Origin of the sequence: Roseateles agri, assembly GCF_034043675.1 — a bacterium.
Lineage (GTDB): Bacteria > Pseudomonadota > Gammaproteobacteria > Burkholderiales > Burkholderiaceae_C > KK5.
In genome coordinates this window covers 330176-353337 of record NZ_JAXCLA010000009.1, presented here as the reverse complement: position 1 = coordinate 353337, position 23162 = coordinate 330176, and the positions used below count along the sequence as shown (strand labels likewise).

Here is a 23162-nt window from a genome sequence, read left to right as displayed (position 1 = left end):
TCTCGATCGTTGGATCAATGGCCGCTGAACTTCGGCGCGCGCTTCTCGCGGAAGGCTAGCGCCGCTTCCTTCACATCGTGCATCGGGGCCAGCAGCGCAAAGAGGTCAAGTTCCAGGTCCAACCCGCTCTTGAGGTCCAACCGTAGCGCTGCGCGCGCGGCCTGCTTGGCATACGCGGTGGCCACCGGCGGCTTGGCGGCGATCTGCTGCGCCAGCGCCCGCGTTTCCTCGATCAGCGTGGTGGCACTCGTCGCCACGCGGGTCACCAGGCCCATAGCCTTGGCTTCCTCGGCTCCGACGCGTCCACCGGTGAGTAACAGATCCAGCGCACGACCGGGGCCGACGATCCTGGGCAAGCGCTGCGTTCCGCCACCGCCGGGGATCAGGCCGAGACCGGTCTCCGGCAAGGCCAGCACCACGTCAGGAGAGACGAAGCGGATGTCGCAGGCCAGCGCCAGTTCCATGCCGCCACCCATGCAGTAGCCGTGAATCGCAGCGATGACCGGCTTCTCAAGACGGTCGAGCGATTCGATCCAGCGAGAGCCCTGCATGCGGCGGCGCACCTGCAGCGAGGTCTCAGCCTCCCGGCGTTCCTTGATGTCAGCGCCGGCACAGAAGCCCCGGGGGCCCTCACCCCGGATCACGATCACGCGGATGCCGGGGTCGGCCTCCAGCTCGGCCAGCGCAGCCGGCACCGCCTTGCGGATGTCGTCATTGATCGCGTTGATCTGGTCGGGCCGGTTCAGAACGATCCAACCCACCTCACCTTCGCGGTCGACGCGAACTGCTGCTTCTTCGGACATGAATCAGTCCTCTTCGAACTCGAACAGCTGCCCCTGCAGGCCGGCCGGATCCACGCGGATCAGAGACTTGCCGCCAACGGCCTGGCATTCGTCGATCCAGGTGAAGGCCGTGCCGCGCGAGCGAAGGTCCTCGGCCTTGGCCTTCAGGTGGTTGACGGCGATGCGGATGTAGTACGGCCCCGGGCCCCAACTGTTGACGTAGGTGCCGGCGTCGCCGTTCCAGCGCGTGGCCTCGATCACGTCCAGCGTCGCGCTGTTGGGCAGCGAGAACTCCATCGTCGCGCGGCGGTAGCCCTCCTGTTCCAGCACTTCCACTTGACCATGGGGTTCCCAGTCGAGGTTGGCGGAGCAGCGGCGCAGCGTTTCATCGAGATTGCGCACCAGGAAGCCGCGAGAACTCACTCGCACCATGTCGCCCGGCTTCAGGTCTCGCGCCGTGGGTGCCGGCACGGCGAAAGTCTCGGGTGGCAGTTGCAGCGGTTCGATCGGCATCACCTCGATGCACAGGCCACCGTCCACGGAAGGCTCGTAGCGCGGATCCTCGGGCGTGACACCCATCCACATGCGGTCGAAGGGCATTGCCGGCGTACGCTGCGCCATGCGGAAACGCAGGCGGCGGCGCATCAGCTTCTCCATCAGCGCGTCGAACTTAGCGCTGTGGGTGGCGAGCACGATCGAGTGAGTCAGCATCGGACGGTGCCGGCCCTGAAAGTCCTTCAAGCTCTCCAGGAACTCGTGGAACATCGGGTCGCCGTGGTTGGGCTTGTCCAGGTGCCCCTGCGGTTCCACCCGCGTGGGCGACACCGCCAGCGATTTGTGCACACGCAGGAAGTGGGCGATGTACGGGTGGTCGGCGAAGGCCTGGCGCCAGCGCTCGTGCTTGTGGATGCCGAGTCGGGTGACCAGCAGTTCGGCCATCCCGTCTGGATCGCTGACCATCATGTCAGCGCTCATCAGCAGTTCAAACATGCAATTGCTCCTTGATGTGCGGGGTGAGCGGCGCAGCCACCGGGGGCTGGCTCTTCGGATTGAGAAGGAAGTGGGAGAGCGCCGGAATCAGCACCAGGGCACCGACCATGTTCCACAGGAACATGAAGGTCAGCAGGATGCCCATGTCGGCCTGGAACTTGATCGGCGACCAGGCCCAAGTGATGACGCCGGCGGCCATCGTCAGGCCCACCAGCGCGACAACGCGGCCGGTGAAGTCCAAGGCACGGCGGTAGGATTGGGCCAGCGTGGCGCCACGGCGCTGCATCGCCAGTTGCACGCTCAGCAGGTATAGCGCGTAGTCCACGCCGACGCCCACGCCAACCGCGATCACCGGCAGCGTCGCCACCTTGAGGCCGATGCCCAGCGCCACCATCAGCGCCTTGCACAGCACTGTTGTGATGACCAAGGGGATCATCGCAACCAGCGTGGCGCGCAGGCTGCGGAAGGTCAGGAGGCACAGCAGCGCCGTGGCGCCGTAGACGGCCAAGTACATCTTCAGCACGCCGCGCTCGACTTCGATATTAGTGGCCGCCTCGATGCCAGCAGAGCCCGCAGCGAGCAGGAAGTGAGTCGGATGGGCGGTGCCGTCCACCGTGTTGAACTGGCCGGCGAAGTCCTCGCTGACCTTCAGCACTCGGCTGAGCGTGTCGGCCTTGTGGTCGCTCAGGTAGGCGATAAGCGGCGTCACCGAACACTGCTGGTTGGTGATGTCGGGCGTGGCAATCATCGCGGCGGACACGGCCACGTTGGTCAGCGCCTGATCGCGGCTGATGGTCAGCCACTTGCCACTGCCCTCGGCCAGCGCAGCGGTGATGAAACGAGTGGACTGGGCCAGCGAGCCGGTGGCCTGCACACCTTCGGTTTCGCGCAGCTTCAGCGCCAGCGCGTCCATCAGTTGGAGTGACTCGTAGAAGCGACAACCTTCCTGGTCGGTCTTCATGATGACGACGAACTGGTCGCTGGAGAGCCCGTAATGCTCGGTGACGTAGGCGTTGTCGCGGTTGTAGCGTGAGTCGGCGCGCAGCTCGGGCGCGCCGGGATCCAGGTCGCCGATGCGCAGGTGGCGCATAGCCACGGCACTCACCACCGTCAGTGCCAGTGCAACGCCGATGGCGGCGATGGCGCCGCGGCGCTCGGTCAGGCGGTCCAAGCCCTTCCAGATGCGGGCAAGGTGAGTCCGCCCCTGCTTCGTCTCGTCGTCCTCAGCCAGCGCGCGCTTGGCGGCGGCCGGGCTGACGCCGATATAGCTCAGCGTCACCGGGATCAGGACCAGCTTGGTGAACACCAGCACTGAGACGCCGATGCTGGTCGTGATGGCCAGATCGCGGATCACCGGGATGTCGATGATGCCCAGCACGGCGAAGCCGACGATATTGGTCAGCAGCGCGGTCAGCCCCGCCATGAAGAGGCGACGGAACGTGTACCGCGCGGCCACGTACTTGTGTGTGCCGCGACCCACGTCCTGCAGGATGCCGTTCATTTTCTGCGCCCCGTGCGAGAGGCCGATAGCGAAGATCAGGAAGGGCACGAGGATCGAGTAGGGGTCCAACTCATAGCCGAAGATCTGCATCAGGCCCAGCAGCCAGACGACGCCCGCCACGGCAACCGTCACAAGCAGCGTCGTGCTGCGCAGGCAGCGCGTGTAGGCGAACACGAACAGCGCCGCGATCACCACCGAGACGCCGAAGAAGACCATCACCTGATGCAGGCCCGCGATCAGGTCCCCCACGATCTTGCCGAAGCCGATGATGTGGATGCCGACTTTGTCGCTCTCGAACAGGCGCACCTTGGATTCCAGCGCGCGCGAGAACTCGCCGTAATTCAGCGGCTGGCCGGTGCCCGGCGTGCGGTCCAGCAGCGGAACGACGATCATCGAGGACTTCAGATCATTGGCGACGAGGCTTCCGATAATGTTGGCGCGCGAGATGTTGGTCTTCAGCCGTTCGATCGAGGTCGGCGTGCCGCTGTAGTCCGCCGGCATCACCGCGCCGCCGGCCACGCCCTCCTCCGTCACCTGTCGCCAGCGCACGATCGGCATCCACAGCGATTTCATCCACGAGCGGTCTGTGCCCGGGATCAGGTAGAGCGTGTCGTTGACCTTGCGCAGCGCCTCGAGGTAGTCCTTGTCGTAGATATCGCCGCTCTTGTTCTCGACGACGATGCGGATCGTGTTGCCCAGGCCCGGCAGGTCGGACTTGTAGGCCAAGTAGTTTTTGACGTACGGGCTCGATGGCGGAATCATCCGCTCGAAGCTCGCGTTGACGTTGAGCCGGCTCGCGAACCAGCCCAGCACTACGGTGGCGACGACGCACAGCGCGATCACCAGCGCTCGGTGGTTGAAGATCACGCGTTCGGCCAGGTTGCCGGACTTCACATCGAAGTCGCGCACGTCGGCGATCACCGGCATCGCCGGGTTGGCAGATTTCTCTTGATAGGCACTCATCAGCGGATCACCGGGTAGGCAGTTCGATCGTGCGCAGGCCGTTGATCTGGGCCAGCACCAGTTGCTGGCCGCCGGTATCAGTCGCGGCGAAGATTTCGCTTGTGGGCGTCACATGCAGGGCCTTGGCGGTCAGGCCGCCCTGCGGCACGGCCAGCACCTGGCCAGACTGCGAGATCAGCAGAAAATCGCCCTTGGCGCGGGGCACCAGCGCGACCAGGTTGTCGTCCACGCCGGTCTCGATCTTGTTCCAGTGGGTGCCGCCGTCCTCGCTGGCGTAGGCATTGCCGCGCAGGCCGTAGGCGATAAGCCGACCCGGCATGACGTCGATGCCGAAGTAGCTGCCGGCGTACGGAGTCTCGACTTTGGCGAACCGCTGCTGCGCCGCGTCCCAACGCATCAGCAGGCCCTGCTCGCCAGCGATGTAGCGCTCCTCGCCCTGCCCGCCGACGGCGTACAGATGGAAGCGCCGATCGTTGTCGGTACGCTCGATCAGCGGTTCCCAGCTCGTGCCGCCGTCATGTGTGGCCAGCACCAGGCCGAAAGCGCCGACCATCAGCCCCTCGGAAGGCGTCTCCGGAGAGAACCAAAGGTCCAGCATCGGCGTGGGCAGCACGCCCGGCGTGGCCGATTGTTCGGCCGAGCGCTCTACCTCCTTTAGCACCGCCGCTGCACCGGCATCGCCGGCCTTGGCGCGCGGCTCGTAGCTGCTTTTCAGCAGCGCGAACAGCTTGCGCCCGTCGAGAATGCGCTCCCAGTGCTGGCCGCTGTCGGTGCTGCGCAGCGCCACGCCGTCATGGCCGATGGCCCAGGCGGTCTTCGGCGCGGTGAAGCGCACGGTGACTAGGTCGGTGGAGACGGGGCTCTCCTCCTGCGTCCAGGTCGCGGCGCCGTCGACCGATGCCAGGATCAGCCCGCGCGGGCCGACGGCCAGCAACTGCTTGCCTTGGCGCGCGATGCCGGTTGTCGCCCAGCCCTTGGTGAACGACGTCGGCCGCGCCGCCACATCGAGCGGATCGGGCCGCGTCCGCGAGGCGGTCCCCGCCGCATCCGACACCACCATCAGCGTCATGCCCACACTGAGCAGGCCGGCCACCAGAGGCCGCAGGATTGAACTCAAGATCACCACGGAGCCTCCGGTGGGTCGGCAGGACGCGATCAGCGGGCGGTCTCGCGTGTGACGATCGCTTCGGCGTTCAGTTCGCGCTCGGAGCGCGGCTTTGCCTCTACTTTGTGGCCGCCGACCATGACGTCGTTGAAGTAGCCGTACTGGCCCTTGCTGAAGTCATAGATCGTCGTGCGCACGGCCCAGGGCAGCTTCTTGTCATAGAGCTGGACCATGCCGTTGAAGATCGAGCGGTACAGCGCGCCGTTCTGGTCGAAGGCGTCGTAGAGAGCCGCGGCCGAGAGATCCTCGTCCATGTAGTAGACGCGCTTGGAATAGGCGTGGCGCATCCCCTGCTTCAACGTCGCCTCGACCACGTAAACGCGGTGGAGCTCCCAGCGGTCGCAGACCGGGTTGGTGTGCTTGGCCTGAAGGCCCATCTCCAGCGTCGGGCACTCGAACGAGCCCTTGTACTGGTTGTAGGGCAGGTACATCTCCTTCTTCCCCACCAGCTTGTAGTCGAAGCGGTCGAGCTTGCCAGAGACGACAAACAGTTCGTCGAACAGCGTCAGCCCGCCCTGGCTGGCCACGGGCGTGTCGTACGAGAACTCGGGCGACATCTTGATGCGGCGCTGACCGGGCGTGTAACCCCAGGCCTTTCGCGGCTGTTGCATCGGGTCGATGAAGTCGGTAATGCCGGTCACGCCGCCGGCCAGGCGCGCCGGAGACTTGGTGACCGAGTAGACGCGCCAGGCCATCGTCGGGTCGCGATCCGGCAAATCAGGCTGGTACCAGGTCGCATCGGTGTAGGTGCTCTGCTCGGCCGTCATCGTCGGCTTGCCGGCCGTATCGATCACCCAGGAACGGGAGGCCGACGTGGTGACGGCGGTGTCGCTCTGGTAGTGCAGGATCTGGTTCCAGAGCGCTTCCAGGCCGGTCTTCGGGATCGGGAAAGGCAGCCCGCCGCGGCAGGCTACGTCCACGCCGATGCCTTCGTGAGTGGTCTTGCAGCCGGTGGCGTTACGCACGGTGGCCTTAAGCACCTTCTCCGGATAGGCCGCGGTGCGGTGGCTGGGGAAGATCTCGAGGTAGTAATTCGGATCTTCCTTCAACACGCGTTTCTGACCTTCGCTGAGCTTGTCCGCGTACTTCTCCATGTTCTTGGAGTCAATGCGGAACAGCGGCTTCTCGTCCTTGAACGGGTCGACCCAGAAGCCGCTGTCGGGCTTGAATCCGGCGGGCGCCGTGGTCAGGCCGCCGGTGTAGGCGGGAATCGTGCCTTCTGCATTGCCTGCCTTGAGGGCGCCGAACTCGGTCAACGTCGTGCCGAGCTGCTTGGCTTCATCGGCCGAGACTGCAGCAAAAGCGGGGGCACCAAGCAAAGCGATGGCGACCGCGCAAAGGGTGAGGTTCAGTTGTTTCATGGTCTTGTCTCCTGGGGCTGCGGATCAGAACGAGGTCTTGTAGGTGAAGACCAACCAGCCGCGATCGGTCCCCCCGAGTACGCTGCCTGAACCACTGCCTCCGATCACTGTTGTACCAGCCGCGTTGTACTTGGTCCTGGCCCGGGTGTCCGCGTACTTCAACGAGAACTCGTGGCGCGACGAATAGGTCATCTTGGCCGTCAGCGAGTAGCTAAGCGCGCCCTCGAAACCGGCACTGGCACTGGCCGCCGTGCCCTTGATGCCGTATTGGACGAACATCGGCACTTCCAGGTCCCAAGACGGCAGCACGCCGATGTAGGTCGGACTGAAGCTGATGGCCGCCTGTAGGAAGTTCTTCGTCGAGCAGCCATCGGACACATCCCCCGCGACGGTGGCAGCTGCACCGGACTTGGAGCAGGACAGCGCGCCCGCGGCATTCATCGGCGTCAGGTTGCCTTCGCCGCGGTACAAGGCCAAGTTCTGGGTCACCTTCTCCAAGCGGCTGTAGGCCAGTTCGACCAGCAGGCTGCCGGTGTCGAACAGCGCGGTCTTCGGCAGCAGATAGGTGCCGTTCACGATCGCGTGCCAGGTGTTGCCCCGGGCACCGGTGTTGTCGGTCGGGCCGTAGCTGCCGGTCGAATTCAGAGCGCCGTTCTGGCGGTACGACAGTTCGCTGCCGAAGCTGACCGGGCCGATACCCTTGGCGAAGCTTAGGCTGGTCTGTTTGACGTTCTGCGGGTAGACGAAGCGGAAGGTTGTCGGCAGCGGGCCGTTGAAGGTCAGGAACTGGATGCCGTTCTCGGGCGCGTAGTCGTCGAAGACGCGGTAGTAGGCGCCGATGGTGGCATCGATCGCGGCCACGTTCAGCCGGGCGCTGATGCCCCAGTTGCCACGCTGGTGCGGCGTCAGGGGGGCCACGTTGTTGGCATTGACGCCCGGGGCGATCGCGAGGCGGTCCACGTTGGGCGAAGTGTCGGCGCCCACCAGGAAGGTGCCGCCGTTGGGTGCCCGCAGCGGGCGCCACTCCAGGAAGTATTGACCAGCCACGGTCAGGTCGCTGGTCACCTGCGCCTTGAAGGACAGTTGGTTGATCGGCATCAGCAGCTCTTTGGTCTCGATGCCCGGGCTGGCCACCGCCTTGACGGCGTCGGTCGGCGCCTGCGAATAGGAGATCGCGTGGGCACCGATCACCGAGCCCTCGCCCCAGATGATCGCGTGGCGGCCCAGCTTCACGTTGACCGGCACGCTGCCGACGTTGAAGTTGGTCCAGGCGAAGGCGTCGAGGAACTCGGCGGACGGACCATTGACGTAGCGTTCGACCTTGCTGTTGTAGCGGTCGTTGAAGTAGCTTGTGGAGAAGCCGCCGGGCGCCGGCGAGGTGATGCCGTGCTTGTCGTAGGCCTGGTCGTACCAGCCTGCTGCAGCCAGCCGCGCGCCGAACTGGCCGGCGTAGTTGACGTCGAACTCGCTCAAAAGATCGAAGCGGTTCGTGACGATCTTGCCCTTGCCGAACTTGGCGTCACCCTCGTCATAGGAACGGTTGGACATGATGCGCGGGTCCTGGGAGTCGGTGCGCACCCCCAGGTTGTAACGGAACGTGTTGTCCCAGCGCATTTGCAGGTCGGGATTGCCGGTGTCGATCTCCACTGCTGCGGCCGCGCCGCCCCAGAGGGCCAGCGCGCTGGCAATCGCATGAAGTCTCAGGGCCGCAGCCCGCCGCCGATGCTCATTCATATCGCTGTCTCCGTTTGATGATCAATGTCATTCGCGTGGCTGCTTTGGAGCAGCTTCTACGCAGCAGTTCTTGTTCGCGATCTCAGTCCCGCCCTGGCGCGGAATTCTGCATTGCGATAGAAATTCTATAACCAGAATATGAACAGAATACGAGAGTTTGTACTTATAACGAATACGAGCTGAATGAAGATGGTGGTCCAACCCATCTCGGAAGATGCGCCCGTGTAGCGCCGTCGCGCTCTTGGACACATCCGGCCGAGTTGTCACGCTTGACGGACAGACGGAAGCCTCGTGTCCGGAATGCAGCGAGCCCGGCGAGCATCAGCTCCCGGGCTCGTCAGGTAGTAGCCAGACTTACGCCAGCATCGTGCGGAGTACGTCACTCAGCGTGCGTGGCGGCCGGCCGGCCAGGCGCTCCACGCAGCCGCTGACGACATCGAAGTCGCCATCAACAAACTTGGTACGCAGGCCGACGACCGTCTCGACGAGCTCGGGCGTCAGGCCGGCCTTGGCGAGCCCGCCGCGCAGCTGCGCTTCCGAGATGATCACGTAACCGAAGGGCTTTCCGGTCAACTCGGCCACCAGCGCAGCCCGCTCGGCGCCGCAGATCGCAGCCGGACCGGTCGCCTCGTAGACGGCGCCGGCGTGGCCCTCGCCCAGCAGAAGGCCCGCTGCTGCGGCTCCCACATCGTCGCGCGACACGAAGGCCACGCGGTTCTCGCCCAGGCCGGTCAGCATGCCCGTGGCCAGCGAACGCGCCACCTCCAGGCCAAAGGCTTCCGCATAGAAGTTCATCCGCAGGACGGTCCACCGCGCGGCGGTCTTCATCAAGTGCTGTTCGCCGATCCAGTAGGCGGCGCCGACGGCCGGCTCCGCCGCCTGGCGCGTGCCCGCAGAAGACACCAACACGATGTGCCCGACCCCGGCTTGCACGCCCGCGTCGATGGCCGCGACGAGTTGGCGCGCCCGCGCCCCGGGTGCCAGATCGGCACTCGGAATGATCAGCAAACGGTCCAGTCCCGCATAGGCCAGCACGAGCGAATCCGGTTGGTCGTAATCGCCATGCCGGCCCTGGACCGGGGCCAGCACCATGGTCGGTGTGCGCGAGATGCCCACGATCGCGTGCCCGCCGCCGCGACCGATCAGCTCCTTCAGCACAGCTTTCCCGAGTTGTCCGCTTGCACCGCTGACACCGATTTTCATGATGAATTCACTCCTCCAGACAAGACAAAAATGGATGCGCGAGGCGCCTTACGCCTCAGTTCAGGGCGATTCACCAGTCTCACCGTACTGGTCACGGTAGGCCGGCAGCACCGGGCCCTTCTTCTTCGCGGCAAGGTCGGCCATGTCCAGGTACTCCCGCCACTCGCTGATCAGGCCCTGGTCGTCGAGCACATAGACCGCGACCATCGTGTGCCAGGCATCGCGGCCGTACAGCACGGCGTCATCGACGCGCTCGGTCATCACCAGGCGGTCGCTGGACAGGATGTTCTTGATGTTGCAGCGGTTCTGCCGCAGGAAGCCCATCTGCCGCTCCAGCTCCTGCCGGATCGCGGCGCGGCCCGAGATCTTCGGGCCGCCCGGCACCCAAAGCTGCCATTCGGCGTTCTCCGCCATCATCGAAAGGATCCGGTCGACGTCCGGCCGGGTCTCGTAGCTGCCGTCGCCGAAGCTGGCGCAGAACTCGCGGATGAAGTCTTCCTGACGCTGTCCCATCGGAGTTCTCCTCAAGCCTGTACTGTCGTCACGGGCGTCACCGTCACGGGGATGCCATTGAGCATCGCGTTCCCCGAGGCCGCATCCACCAGAGGCCCCGGGCTCAGCAGGTTGTAGTTGACGCCGGGGTGGCCGGCTGCCGTCGCCATGCGGCTGCCCGACTGGCCATGGCCCCAGCCGTGCGGCAGCGACACGACGCCGCGGCGGATGTCGTCGATCGGCTCGGCCGCCACGTGGACGGTGCCGCTGCCGCTGGTGACTTCGACCGTGTCGCCCTCCTCGATACCCAGCCGCGCGGCGTCCTCGGTGTGGATCTGCAGGGTGCAGCGGTCCCTGCCTTTCACCAGTGCATACATGTTGTGCATCCAGGAGTTGAGCGAGCGCAGGTTGCGCCGGCTGACGAGCACGAACTCGGGCCGCTCGCGCGCCATCGCCGCCTCCAGCCGCGGCAGGTCTTCCGCCATGTAGGGCGGCGCTAGTTCGAGCCGCTTCGACGGGGTCTTGTAGGCTGCAGCGCCCTGCGGCTTGGCGTGGCCGAAGAGCAGGCCGTCCGGCGCGTCCTTGAAACTTTGCAGGTTCAGTCCGCCGGGGTTCTCGCCGAAGCGATCGCCCAGCGGCCCCGTACGGATGCACAGGTCGAGGATGCGCTCGCCGCCGCGCTCAGGCAGTTGCGCCATCACCGACGGCGGGTCGAGGCCCAACTGCTGGCACATGCGGGCGAAGAAGGCATCGTCCAGCGCGTCGACATCCGCTTCGGACTGCCCGCCGAAGATCGAGCCCAGCCGCGCGAGCACGCGCCATTCGGCCGGCCGCTCCTTCGGCGGGAAAATCGCTGCCGAGTAATGGCCGCCCACAGTCAGGCTGAACGGCCAAGACCAGACGTCGTAGTGCGGCTGCTCCAGCGGCGACAGAGGGGGCAGGATCACGTGCGCATGGCGCGTGGTCTCGTTGATGTAGAGGTCGATGCTGACCATGCACTCGAGCAACGACAGTGCCGCGTCGAGCCGGGCCGAGCCCGGCGCCGACAGCACCGGGTTGCAGCCGGAGGTCAGCAGGCCACGTATCGCGCCCGGCCCGGGCGTGTCGATCTCCTCCGCCAGGCAGGACGCCGGGTAGTTGCCCAGGATCCCCGGCACGCCGCGCACGCGGTTCCTCGGCCCCAGCAGCGGTGCATCGGTGCGGTAGGGCGGGGTCAGCTTCAAGTGCGGCGCGACCGGGTCGCTCCACATCGTGCCGCCCTCGCGGTCCAGGTTGCCCGTCAACACGGCCACCACGTCGACGAGCCACGAAGCCAGCGTGCCGAATTCCTGCGTGCACGTCCCGATGCGGCCGTAGATGGCCGCTCGTGGCGCCGCGGCGATATCGCGCGCCAGCGTCCGGATCACCTCGGGTGCCACGCCGCAGAAGGCACTGACACGCTCCGGCGTATAGCCGGCGCTGAGCCTACGAATCTCGTCGACGCCGTTCACCAAACCGTCCAGATGACGCAGCCGCACCAGGCCGTCCGCGAACAGCACCTGCACGATCGCCATCAGCATTGCCGCGTCGGCGCCCGGGCGTATGCCTATCCATTGATCGGCGGCCTGCGCCGTGCCGGTGCGAACCGGGTCCACCACGACCAGCCGCCCGCCACGCCCGCGCATCCCCTTGATCGCGCCCATCACGTCTCGGTGCGAGAACATGCTCCCCTTCGACGCCGACGGATTGCCACCGAAGATCACGAAAAGGTCGGTGCGATCCACATCCGGAATCGGCATCTTCCACATGTCGCCGTACATCAGGAAGGTGCTGACGTTCTTCGGCAACTGGTCGACGCTGGAGGACGAAAAGCGCTGCGCGAAGCGGGCTTGCTGCGCCAGCAGCATCAGGTAGCGGGCGGTGTCGAAGCCGCTCTTGTTCATGTTGCCGCTGTAGAAGGCGAAGGCGTCCGTCCCGTGGCGCTCGCGCACGCCGGCCACCAGTTGCTCAATGTGCGCGAAAGCTTCCTCCCAGCCCGCCTCGCGCCACTCGCTCCCGCTGCGGATCATCGGTCGGCGCAGGCGGTCCGGGTCATGGTGGACGGCGCCGAGGGTCGTGCCTTTCGGACAGATATGGCCGCGGCTGAAGACGTTGTCCGCGTCGGGCCGGATGCCGATCACCTGCTCGCCGCGCACCTCCACCTTGATGCCGCACATGCCCTCGCACAGCGTGCAGGAATGGCGATGGATGGTGGTGTCTGAAGTCATGCGGCCAGTCTAGGAAGACCGAGTCCGCGTACGGGGCGGCGTGAGCATCGCCGAAGCGCACTTCGATACATGCCAGCAGCATTTCGGGAACATTCAAAGCGGGCTCGCCGATAGCGTGACACACCGCAGCAGGCGCAGGCCCGGCCATCATGGGCAACATCCATAGCCCCGGAGACAGCCCATGAAGACACGCAGCCCTGAAGAGATCCGCCAGTTCCTGCACGATTCGGTCGAGTTCTGGAACGCCGGCAGGAAAGAACAGATGTTCGCCGTCTACCGCGCCATCGTTCCCGGCCGGATGACCATCGAGTACATCGGCATTCCACCGCTCGAAGGTTGGGCCGCCCTGGAGGACATGTGGCAGCGCTTCGCCGGCAAGGTGCGCATCGAGCCCAAGGAAGTGATGGTCACGGGCAACGAGGCCGCCTGCTACCACCTGAACACGACGCTGGGCGCGGGCACGGCCCCTCGCCCGAGCATCGAGCTCTACCGCTTCGACGGCGACGACCTGCAGATCCGATACTTCCACCAGGCCCAGATCTGAGCCTTTGCCATCAACCTGCCGCCTTGAGCAGGTTGCGCACGATCTGCAGGTGCGGGATCCCGCAGCTCATGCCGCCGTCGCAGGGCATCAGCACGCCGTTGATGTAGTGCGCTTCGTCGGAGCAGAGGAAGGCGGCCAGCGCGGCCACGTCCTCGGGCTCGCCCAGGCGCGTCGAGCTGTTGATGTCGAGGAAGGCTGTATTCATCGCCTCGTTAGCCCAGCCCTTCATCGCCGGGGTCTGGATCACGCCGGGCAGGATGCAGTTGCTGCGGATGCCCTGCTTGCCGAAGGTGGCCGCCATCGTCTGGGCGTACCAGTTCACCATCGACTTGGACGCGCCGTAGGAAAACTGCGAGGCGTCGCCGCCCAGCGAACTGGTGGACGAGGTCCAGAGGATGTTGCCGCCACCCTGCTTCAGCATGTGCGGAATCGCGTACTTGCAGGCCAGCACGCCGCCCAGCACGTTCACTTTGACGATGGCCCAGAAGCGCTCGGGGTCGAAGTTCAGGAAGTCCTTGTCGGGCTTGCCCTTGTTCGCGCCGGTGTTGACGGCGTTGTTGAACAGCACGTCGATGCGGCCATGGGCGTCCATCGTGCACTCAATCATCGTACGAATGTCGACCTCGACGCCGGCGTCCACCTTCAGCGAGATCGCCTTGCCGCCCGCGTCGACGATGGTCTGCGCCGTCTGCGCAGCGGTGTCGGCATTGAGGTCGGTGGCGAGGACCGACGCGCCCTCCTGCGCGAAGCGCATCGCGCTCGCCCGGCCGATGCCGCTGCCAGCCCCGGTGATCACCACGGACTTGCCCTTGTATCGCTGTTCCATCGCTGCCCCTGTCGTTTCGGGCAGTATGGGGAGCCGCGCAGGCGATGGCGCCGGCCGCGCGTTCGGCGATATCGACAAGCGCCTCGGCGATATCCGGCCGATGGCGGCCAGCCCGGTCAGAACTCAATGTTGTCGATCAAGCGCGTCGTGCCCAGGCGAGCGGCACCCAGCGCCACGAGCGGTGCCCCGGCTTCGCCGGCGGGCGGCAGGGCCAGGTCCGAACGACGGCGCACGGTCAGGTAGTCCGGCTGCCAGCCGCGCGCCGCCAGGCTCGCGAGGGCATCGGCCTCGAGGGCCGCGAGGTCCGTGGCACCGCCCTTCACCGCCTCGATCAGCCGGCGCAAGGCCAGCGAGAGCTGCACCGCCTCCGCCCGTTCCTCCGCACTCAGATAGCCGTTCCGCGAAGACAGCGCCAGGCCATCCTCGGCCCGCTCGGTCTCGATGCCGACCACGTCGATCGGCATGTTGAACTGCCGCACCATGTTGCGGACGACCATCAGCTGCTGATAGTCCTTCTTGCCGAACACCGCTACCTGCGGCTGCACGCATTGGAACAGCTTCATCACGATGGTGCAGACCCCAGTGAAGAAGCCGGGGCGGAACTCCCCTTCCAGCACATCGCCCAGGCCGGCCGGCGCCTGCACCACGTAGCCCTGTGGCTCGGGGTAGAGCTCCTGCTCGCTGGGCGCGAACACGATGTCGCAGCCCGCGGCCAACAGCTGCTTGCAGTCGCGGTCCAGCGTGCGCGGATAGCTGTCGAAGTCCTCGTGCGGGGCAAACTGCAACCGGTTCACGAAGATGCTGGCAATCACGCAGTCGCCATGTGCCCTGGCCTCCCTGACGAGGTTCAGGTGCCCTTCGTGCAGATTGCCCATGGTGGGCACGAAAGCCCGGCGCTGGTTTCCGGAAATCGCCTGGCGCAGGTCGACCAGGGTACGAACAAGCATCAACTCAGCCATTCAGATCCATCTCGGTTGTCGCGCGGCACGGCCATGTACGGTCCGTGTGACTACTTGAGCGGTCCATGCAACGCACTGCGGGTGCGCTCGTAGGGCTTGAGGCCGGAGGCGATCAACCACAGACCCAGCAGTGTGGAAGGAAGTGCCGTCAGCGCCAGCGAATACGGCAGGTCGGCGTCGGCATGGAAAACATAGTCCGTCACTAGCGCCACCGAGGTCGGCCCGAGGCCGATGCCCAGCAGGCCCGCCAGCAGTAGGTAGACGGCAATGGCGCGGCCGCGCATGCGATTTGGCACGACTGCCTGTATCGATGCCGGCGCCGCCGATTGCGCCACGCCAAGGCCCAACACGTTGAGGAACAGCAGCGCAAAGGCCAGCTCGGCATTCGGCATCAGCGGCCACAGGACCGAGGGGACGGCGAACAGCGCCACGCCGGTCAGGGCCACTCGAAAGCGCGCCGCCGGCTTGCCCTGCGCCACCCACCGATCGCTAAGCAAGCCGCTGCTCAAGGTGCCGCTCGCGCCCGCCGCCGCGACGATCAGCCCTAGCACCACGCCCGAGCGCGACGGCGGCAGGCCATAAGCACGGTCGAACAGGGCCGGCGCCCAGGCCAGCGCGCCGTAGCCGATGACCGAGAGCAGCGCAGGGTAGCTCAGCACGCGGGCAAAGGTGGCAGCGTTGTCACGCATGTAGCGGAGGAACTCTCCGAGCCCCGGCTGATCGTCGGCCGACCGGCTGAGCACATCCTCCTGCCGCGCGGGCTCGCGCACGGTGGCGAGCAGCACCAAGGCCAGCGGTACGGCTGGCAGTGCCGCAGCCAAAAAGGCCAGCCGCCAGGCCGGCAAGCTGCCCAGACCAGCGACGACGAGGCCCTCCTTCGGAATCGCGGCCAGCAACCATCCGCCCAGCAGCAGCGAAGCGCCCGACCCGACGGCGATCGACACGTAGTACGCTGCCAGCGCCCGCCCGCGGCGGTGGGGCTCGATCAGGTCGGCAATCAGCGAGTACGCCGCCGGAGCGAGCACCGCCTCGCCCACGCCCACACCGATGCGGGCAAGCAGCAGTTGCGAATAGCTCTGTCCTAAGGCGAACAGGGCCGTCGCGGCGCTCCAGGCCAGCAGGCCGACGAAGATCAGGTTGCGCCGGTTGCCGCGGTCCACGAAGCGGCCAAGCGGCAGGCCCGCCAGCGTGTAGAACACCGCGAACGCGTAGCCCTGCAGCAGGCTGAAGGCGGTGTCGCTGCTGCCGAACTCCTTGCGAAGCGGCTTCACCAGCAGCGCAGGTAGCTGGCGGTCCAGTTGCGACAGCAGCGTGACCACGAAGAGCACCGCGATCACGTACCAGGCATAGCGCGCCCGCGGATAGCCAGGGCGGTATGGTGGCGAGGATGTCCCCGGAGTGATGAAAGGAAGGGCTGCCATGGTCAGAGGAACTTGTAGTCGAGCGCCACGCCGAGGGTGCGTGGATCTCCCGGCGTCACCGTGTTGTAGCCCTGCAGATAGAAGGAATTGGAACGGGCCTTGTAGTACTGGTTCGTCAGGTTGCGGCCCCACAGCGACACGCGCAGGCGCGTGCCGGTGATGTCCAGGCTGGCCAGCGCGTTGAGCAGGCCGTAGCCGGCCTGTTCGTTGGAGGATATCTGGCCCGCAGTCAGCGGGCTGAACGGCGTCGTGTTGGTATTCACCGGGACGAAGAAGGACACCTTGGACCGCCAGTTGTAGTCGGCGTGCAGGTTCAGGCGGCCAAGCGCCAGCACGACTGGTACGTCCAGGCCCAGGTTGTAGGTCACCTTGGCGGCGGTGACGAAGGGCTGGCCTTCGTAGGGGCCGGAGGTGAACTTCGGGTTCATCAGACCGAGACCGGCGCTGAGCTCGAAGCCGTTCAGGCGCAGTTGCGAATCCAGCTCCAGCCCCTTGACCGTCGCCTTGCCGGCATTGATCACGCTGCTGATCGTGACCGTGCTGCCTGGCGGGATGTTGGGGGCGAGTTGCTGGATGTCGGTGTACTTGGACAGGTAGGCCGCCACGTTGAGCCGCAGCCGGTTGTCCAGGCCCACCCACTTCGCCCCGGCCTCGTAGGCGATCACCTGCTCCTTGTCAAAGGGCAGATAGCCACCCGCCGTCACCGCTCCGCCGGGCTGGAAACCGCCGGAGCGGTAGCCGTTGGAGACCTTGCCGTAGATGAGGTTTCGACCGTCCGGCTTGTAGTCCAAGCCCAGGGTCCAGGGGACGTAGTGGAACTTGAGTTCCGGCGGCGCGTAGTGGCAGCCACCCTGGTCGAGGCCGGGTGCCGCCAGCGCGCAGCCGGCATTGCCGGTCAGCGAGGCGCCCGTTTCCGCCGTGTAGCGTGGCAGGTAATAGTTGATGCTGCGCTGGTCGTGCACCGCGCGCGCGCCGGCGGTGGCCCTGAGGTTCTTCGTGAAGGACCAGGTCAACTGGCCGAAGAAGCTGGTGGAGGTCTGGTCCACCTCGAACTGGTTCAGCCGCGCGAGCGTGTTGCTGCCGCTGGGCGAGGTGACGAGGCTGCTGTCGGTCAGGCTCTCCTTGAAGTAGTAGAGACCGGTGATCCAGTCGAGCCGGCCGTCCAACGCGTCACCGTAGGCCTGCAGTTCCTGCGAGACCTGATTGCCCGTCACGCCATAACGCTGGATCTGGTTGACGAAGACCGGCGTGGCATCGAGGTCGTAGCCGCTGATGACGTCGATCTTGCGGTAGGCCGAGATCGACTTCAGCGTGAAGGCATCGGCGGTGTAGCTGGCCGTCAGCACCTGGTTGTACACATCGGCAGTGTTCTTCGGGTTGAAGCCGGCCGTGCTGTCGAAACCGCCGCTGGTCAGATAGGGCGCCAGCCCGGTTAGCGGCGCGGTCTTGGCAATGGCCGGATCGAAGTAGGTCAACGTCCAGATCTGGGAGTTCGCCCGGTTCTTGAACTGGTCGAGGTAGAGATCGATGTCCCACTGGTCGGTGGGGCGCAGGCGCAGCGTGGCCCGCACATAGTCCCGCTTCTCGTCACCGAGTTCCTGGTTGAGCGTCGTCGTGCGGCCATAACCGCCATGTTCTGCGTGGTCGACGACGACCCGCGCTGCCAGAGTCTCGCCGGCCAGCGGCACGTTCACGATCGCCTGCGCCGTGCGCTGCTGATAGTCGCCCAGGCCGAGCTGCAGCGAACCTTCCAGCCTGTCCGTCGGGCGCTGCGTGCTCATGTTCAGTGCGCCACCGATCGTGTTGCGGCCGAACAGTGTTCCCTGCGGGCCGCGGATCACCTCGATCTGCTGCATGTCCACCAGCGCTGCGTTCGCCCCCGCCGAGCGGGCGTAGTAGACACCGTTGACGTAGATGCCGACGGTCGGATCGTTGTTGGATGAGATCGAGGTTGGCGTGATGCCTCGCATCCCGATGATCATGTTGTTCTTGCCGACCGGCGTGTCGGTGATCAGTAGTGACGGGGCGCGCGCACTGAGGGCCTTGATGTCAGTGATCTGCTCCCGCGCCAGGTCCTTGGCCGTGATGGCGGTCACCGCGGCGGCGACGTCCTGCAGACCGCCCTCGCGGCGGGTGGCGGTCACCACGACCTTGTCGATCGTCTCGATGGCAAGGCCGTCACCCGGCGATGGCGCCTGGGCAAATGCCGCCCCGTGTCCCAGCATGGCGGCCAGTGCCGATGCCGCACCCGCCATCGGCGTGGCCTGAATGCGCTTGTTCATCTTGTCTCCTGCTCCGTTGAATTTCTCGCCCAGACGGCGCCAACGGATCGGACGACCTTCAGCCACGACATCTAGACGTTTTTATTTATTATGTTCACAAGTCTAATGGCGCGGCTTCGCACATCGGGCCTTGGGTATTCCCGAAATGCCGGCGGCTATCGCCGAGCAGCGGGCCGACAAATACTGGGCACACTGGATCTCCCGCTAGACAAAACAGGAACACTTTTATATAAAGTGTCTAACATGAAGTCAAGATCAATGCCTGAAAATCGTCCGGTCGCGCTTGTGACCGGCGGGGCACGCCGCATCGGCCGAGCGATCGCGCTGGAACTGGCGGCGAATGGCTGGGATGTTGCCCTGCACTACCGGCATTCAGCCGCGGAGGCGGATGCCACCGTCGAGGAGTTGCGAGCGCTGGGGGCACTGGCGTTCGGCTTCCGGGCCGAACTGAGTGACGCGGGCGAACTGGAAGGCTTGCTGCCAGCCGTAGCGGCGCGGCATGGCCGCGTGGACGCCGTGGTGAACAACGCCTCGCTGTTTGAGCACGACGATGTAGCCAGCTTCAGCGCCGAAGTGGCGCTGCGCCACTTCAACGCCAACGTCACGCCGGCCATCGTGCTGGCCCGGGCCCTTCACCAGCATGTCCTGTCCCGCGGCTGCACCGGCTGCGTGGTGAATCTGCTGGACCAGAAGCTCTGGAACACGAACCCGGATCACCTGTCGTACACGCTGTCCAAAGCGGCGTTGGAAGCGGCCGGCAAGCTGCTCGCGCAGGCGCTGGCACCCGCACTTCGCGTCTGCGGCGTGGCGCCCGGCGTCACCCTGCTCTCGGGCCCGATGAGCGAGGCGGAGTTCGCCGAGGCCCATAGGATGACGCCGCTGCAGCGTTCGTCGACACCGCAGGACGTGGCCCGCACGGTGCGTTTCCTGCTCGAGTCCCCCGCAGTGACGGGCAGCACCTTGCTGGTCGACGGTGGTCAGCACCTGAGCCCTCAGCCGCGCGACGTACTTTTTCTCGTTCGCCAGCAGAAGTGACATGATTTTCGTCTGTTCAATCGCTATGCCTCGGAGGGCACCCTGAATGTCGGCCCTCTTGGATCCTCGCCTCTTCGGCTGCCGGCGCCTTTATCTACGCAACTTCGAATTGCCTGTCCGGATTGGCGCCCATGAGTTCGAGAAGCGAGCCCCACAGCGCCTGCGTATCAATGTGGACTTGTACGTCCGCTTGGCAGATTCCTCGTCCAGCAACGACGAACTGCGCGACGTGCTGGACTACGACTTCATCCGGAATAGCGTGCTCTCGCGGCTCGAACGCGGCCATGTCCATCTTCAGGAAACGCTCTGCGACGATTTGCTGGCGACAATGCTGGCCCATCCTCGCGTGCAAGCAGCGCGAGTTTCCACGGCCAAGCCCGATGTGTATACCGATTGCAGCGAGGTCGGAGTCGAGGTTTTCGGCTTCCGGATAGGCTAGAGGCGAGCCAAGCTCAGGGGAAGGGTCGGCCCGCCCCGCTCAGCAAGTCCTCCTCAAACCCGTCAGCGGAAAGCGTTGTGAAGCACTATCTGCTCGAGCTCGAGGGCTGCCAGGCCCGAAAGTCTCTCCATCGACAGACCCTTTCCGCGAAGCCCCCCGTGACAGAAGCCACCATCTGACGGTACTTTCCAGTGCCTCGTATTTCATCCCGGTGTTTTCGGCAGCCCTCGCCGTCGCCTTGCTCAAAGCTCCGTTGAGCGTTGCCTTCCTCGAAGGTGCAGTGTTGGTGTGCGGCGGGTCGATTCTGTGTTGGTGGGCCACACACTCCCCGGCAGACAAGCCTTGAGCGCATGGCGCGACCGCAGCCTCGTCCGACATCGCAGGCGCATTTAGCATTCCCGTCGGCAATGGCCATGGTCTCTCAATGAGTCTTGAACGAACGCTATTGCGCTTCTATAGACCGTTCCTTTCTGAGGATCGTGAGCGATCCCTTGCTGTTTGCATGGGAGACAGATCCGGGGCCCATGTCAGGCGTCGTCTGACCTGGATCAGGCGGGGAGGACTCGATGACTGCCACATTTGCGCTGTGAGGCCAGGAAACTCCAGTGGCGCATCTCGGTACACGTGGACTCACAGAAATTGAGGGTAAATACCTCGCAAAGGCCTGGAAATGCAGCCTATTCTGGTCAGTCAAAGAACATACGGCTCAACCCGCAGCGGGCTGGAAGCCCGTGCCGGCGCAACAGCCAGGGAGTGACACGATATGGATAGCAGCGACGCTTCCCCAATCCCATCGCCTTCGCCCGTTATCGCTGCTTGGTGCTTTGAAGCTCGCAAGCTGCTTAAGTTGAATCAGGCCCAAACAGCGCGATCCATACCCCAGGACGATATGCAATTGCGGGTTGCAAAGTGGGCGCAGGCCCGTGATGCTGCGTTCACCAGTGGCCAACAGGCTTTAGAGACTGCGCGACTTCAGTTCACCGAGTTGCAAAGCGCCTTTCGAAGTGGCGGCGGCCTAAATGGAGTCGAGATCGCAGAGCAAGGGCTTCCTGCGATTCTCATGAAGTTATTGATGCCGCTTGAAACATCTCTGGATCAACTCACATCGGCGCTGAACGACGACAAGACTGGCTTGCAATCAATCCAGTCCATGGTCACCGCTGCAAGAGAAGAGTTGAAGGATGACTCGTTGCTGATGCTTCTAGAGACGAATCCGTACAAAGTGGCATTCAGCGTGCGCAGCGATCTCACACGAGCGTTAGGGCTGATTGTCGATGTGTGTAGCAACCGGCAAGAGCTGCAGTCCAGCTGACTCGGAGAGTTCAGAGCCATGGGTCCTACTGGAAATGTTTATGACGGCTTCAACGGCCAGGTAGTAGAGGAACTGGGGAAGCATGGAGTTGCTATCAAAAAGTCTACAAGTCACAAATCAGCGGCAGCGAAGAAGCCAGCTGAAGAAAAGCCTGAAGAGGAGTCATGGCATTTTACGTCAGACGATTCGGATAGCTATGTGTCCGAAGATGAGGACATTTTAGGCGATATAGACCGAGAGAATCTGACCTTCCACTTCACAATGAAGCGGGAATATGTTGAAGCGGTCAACACAAGATTCCATGCAGTCACAGGAGCTGATGAGCCTGATGAAGAGCCGGAGCGAATGCTCCACAAGATCTACAAGACGGCAAAGACCACACCATCAGACAAGCTCCCAATCGGCAAGGGAAAAGGTCTTGTGATCCCTGTCCCTGGATCATCGAACATCAAGGTTCGTCTTGATCGACCAGGTGTCGGCAAGAAAGACGACATCAAGCTTTACCCACGCGTCTTTAGAAGAAACGAGAAGGAAAAGAAGGATGAGAAGGACCTGACAACGGAAGAAATTGCAGCACTCTCAAAGAAGCACATGGCATACAGCAAATCATTTTTTGCGGGACTGGCTGGGACGAAGCAACCTGCAAGTATGGGGAAGACTCACTTGAAGGCAGAGAACGATGCATACGCAGATGGAGACCTAGTCAGACACATTTTCCTGATATCCGATCTACTAGACTTTCCGGGCAACAGCGCGATAACTCAGGATTTTCTATGTGGCGTGACGGATGATGAGAATTTCCAGATCCTGGTGACGGGAGGAAAGCCACGAGAAGGCTCATACGGTGCACTTGCTAGCCAGAACACGCACAACGGCCTAGAAGAGGATAAGGAGCGCATTGCTCCATACAACGCCGTCGGTGAGCTTTTCAAGAAGGGACATTTCTCGACCTCCGCAGTATCGAGCAATCAGCCGATGCTGAGAAAGCTTGCCAGCGTGTCGGCGATGGATAAGAGGATCTTCAAGGTCAGGAGAAGCAACGAGCGGGTTCAGAGTGCTGCGAAGGTCCCTTTCGAGTCCAAAGTTAGAGTGTCAAACTCTCGCTTCGTAAGAGAAGGTGGTCGAATCAAGCAGATCTCTGTCAGTGCAGCGACGGCTAAGTACAGTCAGAAGGGATTTGCTGCTTTTGCTTTGCCAGAGGCGAAACGGGAGGACGAAGAGAAAAAACTTGATTATCTTGCCGATAATGAGCTTGAACTGCTTGAGGCTGAAATCGATGAACATCAGAAGGCGCTTGATGAGAAGAGGGCTGCCATCAAAAGTGTGAAAGACAGGAGGCGAGCCGGCCGTCTGGAGCAGCCAAAATTATTGGTGAAGGCGGCAGCGCCCAAGAAGGCTTCAGTTGACAAGAAGGCTCCAGTTGGCAAGAAGGTAGCGGAAAGGAAAAGATCCACATCCCCGGCCCAACGCAAGCTCCGCAGTGAAAAGCATAGTCCGCATGAAGAACCAAGTGCGAGCAGTTCTTCGTCGGATGAGGATACCCAGGCGGAGGTGGGATTGAAGCAAAGACGAAAGGTTCTTAACAATAAGGAGCGAATCCGAAGAAATGCTGAGCAGGAGACTAGGCACGACATAAAGAAAAAGAAACAATCAATATCAGGCTCAAAGGGCTGAAGTGCTTAGTTCTAGCGCCTGTCCGTAGGTGCTGGAGATCAATCGAACGTCCTATGTCGGTAAGGAAGTAGGCTTTAGGTATATGCCCTTGAACGTGGACAACATCCCAACAGCCAGGATGTGCGCTGAGAGTGACAGGACCTCTTTAGATGCGGCCGTGCGCGCCGGCGAGTTGGAGGGCGAATCCGAAGGCGCCGTAGCCACCATTCACGGTGAGCCAATTCAGCGATTCC

The 23162-nt window shown here is 63.9% G+C and carries 18 protein-coding genes and 1 pseudogene; 6 read left to right on the top strand and 13 right to left on the bottom strand.

What is annotated here, in order from left to right; translation table 11 throughout:
* Nucleotides 1–14: 14 nt before the first annotated feature.
* From SNE35_RS26745 to SNE35_RS26705, 9 genes are all read right to left on the bottom strand, one after another.
* Nucleotides 15–803, bottom strand: coding sequence for an enoyl-CoA hydratase/isomerase family protein (locus SNE35_RS26745; protein WP_320426090.1), 789 nt, complete (start codon nt 801–803; stop codon nt 15–17).
* A 3-nt stretch (nt 804–806) separates the two neighbouring features.
* The gene (locus SNE35_RS26740) at nt 807–1772 is read right to left on the bottom strand and encodes a VOC family protein (protein ID WP_320426089.1); all 966 of its coding nucleotides are present in this window, start codon (nt 1770–1772) and stop codon (nt 807–809) included.
* The gene (locus tag SNE35_RS26735; protein WP_320426088.1) at nt 1765–4236 is read right to left on the bottom strand and encodes an efflux RND transporter permease subunit; all 2472 of its coding nucleotides are present in this window, start codon (nt 4234–4236) and stop codon (nt 1765–1767) included. Before SNE35_RS26735 ends, SNE35_RS26740 begins: the two co-directional genes overlap by 8 nt.
* Before the next feature lie 7 nt (nt 4237–4243).
* Entirely contained in the window at nt 4244–5359 is a 1116-nt protein-coding gene (locus SNE35_RS26730) for a WD40/YVTN/BNR-like repeat-containing protein (protein ID WP_320426087.1), read from the bottom strand.
* A 32-nt stretch (nt 5360–5391) separates the two neighbouring features.
* Nucleotides 5392–6762, bottom strand: coding sequence for a DUF1329 domain-containing protein (locus SNE35_RS26725; RefSeq protein WP_320426086.1), 1371 nt, complete (start codon nt 6760–6762; stop codon nt 5392–5394).
* Between the two features lie 24 nt (nt 6763–6786).
* A complete protein-coding gene (locus tag SNE35_RS26720) occupies nt 6787–8496 on the bottom strand; it encodes a DUF1302 domain-containing protein (RefSeq protein WP_320426085.1) in 1710 nt (569 codons plus the stop codon).
* A gap of 354 nt (nt 8497–8850) precedes the next feature.
* Nucleotides 8851–9699 (bottom strand): NAD(P)H-binding protein, encoded by an 849-nt coding sequence (locus tag SNE35_RS26715; protein WP_320426084.1) that lies wholly within the window; start codon nt 9697–9699, stop codon nt 8851–8853.
* A 60-nt stretch (nt 9700–9759) separates the two neighbouring features.
* On the bottom strand, nt 9760–10212 hold the full coding sequence (locus SNE35_RS26710; RefSeq protein ID WP_320426083.1) for a nuclear transport factor 2 family protein: 453 nt from the start codon (nt 10210–10212) through the stop codon (nt 9760–9762).
* Nucleotides 10213–10223: 11 nt separating this feature from the next.
* Complete coding sequence (locus SNE35_RS26705; RefSeq protein WP_320426082.1) at nt 10224–12437, bottom strand: molybdopterin-dependent oxidoreductase; 2214 nt, start codon at nt 12435–12437, stop codon at nt 10224–10226.
* 181 nt (nt 12438–12618) lie between these two features.
* On the opposite strand from SNE35_RS26705, the gene SNE35_RS26700 reads away from it, so the two are divergent.
* Nucleotides 12619–12981, top strand: a complete 363-nt coding sequence (locus tag SNE35_RS26700) for a nuclear transport factor 2 family protein (protein ID WP_320426081.1) — start codon at nt 12619–12621, stop codon at nt 12979–12981.
* Nucleotides 12982–12991: 10 nt separating this feature from the next.
* Here the strand turns inward: SNE35_RS26700 and SNE35_RS26695 are convergent, their stop codons facing one another.
* The 4 genes from SNE35_RS26695 to SNE35_RS26680 form a co-directional block, all read right to left on the bottom strand.
* Nucleotides 12992–13807, bottom strand: coding sequence for an SDR family NAD(P)-dependent oxidoreductase (locus SNE35_RS26695; RefSeq protein ID WP_320426080.1), 816 nt, complete (start codon nt 13805–13807; stop codon nt 12992–12994).
* 116 nt (nt 13808–13923) lie between these two features.
* On the bottom strand, nt 13924–14757 hold the full coding sequence (panC, locus tag SNE35_RS26690) for a pantoate--beta-alanine ligase (protein ID WP_320426174.1): 834 nt from the start codon (nt 14755–14757) through the stop codon (nt 13924–13926).
* Nucleotides 14758–14816: 59 nt separating this feature from the next.
* Nucleotides 14817–16187 (bottom strand): MFS transporter, encoded by a 1371-nt coding sequence (locus SNE35_RS26685; protein WP_320426079.1) that lies wholly within the window; start codon nt 16185–16187, stop codon nt 14817–14819.
* Nucleotides 16188–16189: 2 nt separating this feature from the next.
* Nucleotides 16190–18469, bottom strand: coding sequence for a TonB-dependent receptor (locus tag SNE35_RS26680; protein ID WP_320426078.1), 2280 nt, complete (start codon nt 18467–18469; stop codon nt 16190–16192).
* 258 nt (nt 18470–18727) lie between these two features.
* On the opposite strand from SNE35_RS26680, the gene SNE35_RS26675 reads away from it, so the two are divergent.
* The 5 genes and pseudogenes from SNE35_RS26675 to SNE35_RS26655 all read left to right on the top strand — a co-directional run bounded on the left by SNE35_RS26675 (nt 18728) and on the right by SNE35_RS26655 (nt 22929).
* The gene (locus SNE35_RS26675; protein ID WP_320426077.1) at nt 18728–19504 is read left to right on the top strand and encodes an SDR family oxidoreductase; all 777 of its coding nucleotides are present in this window, start codon (nt 18728–18730) and stop codon (nt 19502–19504) included.
* Between the two features lie 46 nt (nt 19505–19550).
* Nucleotides 19551–19943, top strand: coding sequence for a dihydroneopterin aldolase (locus SNE35_RS26670; RefSeq protein ID WP_320426076.1), 393 nt, complete (start codon nt 19551–19553; stop codon nt 19941–19943).
* Nucleotides 19944–20115: 172 nt separating this feature from the next.
* A pseudogene (locus SNE35_RS26665) lies at nt 20116–20289 on the top strand (aromatic amino acid DMT transporter YddG); the annotation flags it as partial.
* Nucleotides 20290–20706: 417 nt separating this feature from the next.
* On the top strand, nt 20707–21255 hold the full coding sequence (locus tag SNE35_RS26660) for a hypothetical protein (protein ID WP_320426075.1): 549 nt from the start codon (nt 20707–20709) through the stop codon (nt 21253–21255).
* An 18-nt stretch (nt 21256–21273) separates the two neighbouring features.
* Complete coding sequence (locus SNE35_RS26655) at nt 21274–22929, top strand: hypothetical protein (RefSeq protein WP_320426074.1); 1656 nt, start codon at nt 21274–21276, stop codon at nt 22927–22929.
* Nucleotides 22930–23162: the final 233 nt, after the last annotated feature.

Excerpts from the sequence above, each read along its gene's own strand:
- SNE35_RS26745 (WP_320426090.1), bottom strand. The coding sequence starts at position 803 with ATGTCCGAAGAAGCAGCAGTTCGCGTCGACCGCGAAGGTGAGGTGGGT.
- SNE35_RS26740 (WP_320426089.1), bottom strand. The coding sequence starts at position 1,772 with ATGTTTGAACTGCTGATGAGCGCTGACATGATGGTCAGCGATCCAGAC.
- SNE35_RS26735 (WP_320426088.1), bottom strand. The coding sequence starts at position 4,236 with ATGAGTGCCTATCAAGAGAAATCTGCCAACCCGGCGATGCCGGTGATC.
- SNE35_RS26725 (WP_320426086.1), bottom strand. The coding sequence starts at position 6,762 with ATGAAACAACTGAACCTCACCCTTTGCGCGGTCGCCATCGCTTTGCTT.
- SNE35_RS26720 (WP_320426085.1), bottom strand. The coding sequence starts at position 8,496 with ATGAATGAGCATCGGCGGCGGGCTGCGGCCCTGAGACTTCATGCGATT.
- SNE35_RS26715 (WP_320426084.1), bottom strand. The coding sequence starts at position 9,699 with ATGAAAATCGGTGTCAGCGGTGCAAGCGGACAACTCGGGAAAGCTGTG.
- SNE35_RS26710 (WP_320426083.1), bottom strand. The coding sequence starts at position 10,212 with ATGGGACAGCGTCAGGAAGACTTCATCCGCGAGTTCTGCGCCAGCTTC.
- SNE35_RS26705 (WP_320426082.1), bottom strand. The coding sequence starts at position 12,437 with ATGACTTCAGACACCACCATCCATCGCCATTCCTGCACGCTGTGCGAG.
- SNE35_RS26700 (WP_320426081.1), top strand. The coding sequence starts at position 12,619 with ATGAAGACACGCAGCCCTGAAGAGATCCGCCAGTTCCTGCACGATTCG.
- SNE35_RS26695 (WP_320426080.1), bottom strand. The coding sequence starts at position 13,807 with ATGGAACAGCGATACAAGGGCAAGTCCGTGGTGATCACCGGGGCTGGC.
- SNE35_RS26685 (WP_320426079.1), bottom strand. The coding sequence starts at position 16,187 with ATGGCAGCCCTTCCTTTCATCACTCCGGGGACATCCTCGCCACCATAC.
- SNE35_RS26680 (WP_320426078.1), bottom strand. The coding sequence starts at position 18,469 with ATGAACAAGCGCATTCAGGCCACGCCGATGGCGGGTGCGGCATCGGCA.
- SNE35_RS26675 (WP_320426077.1), top strand. The coding sequence starts at position 18,728 with ATGCCTGAAAATCGTCCGGTCGCGCTTGTGACCGGCGGGGCACGCCGC.
- SNE35_RS26670 (WP_320426076.1), top strand. The coding sequence starts at position 19,551 with ATGTCGGCCCTCTTGGATCCTCGCCTCTTCGGCTGCCGGCGCCTTTAT.
- SNE35_RS26660 (WP_320426075.1), top strand. The coding sequence starts at position 20,707 with ATGGATAGCAGCGACGCTTCCCCAATCCCATCGCCTTCGCCCGTTATC.
- SNE35_RS26655 (WP_320426074.1), top strand. The coding sequence starts at position 21,274 with ATGGGTCCTACTGGAAATGTTTATGACGGCTTCAACGGCCAGGTAGTA.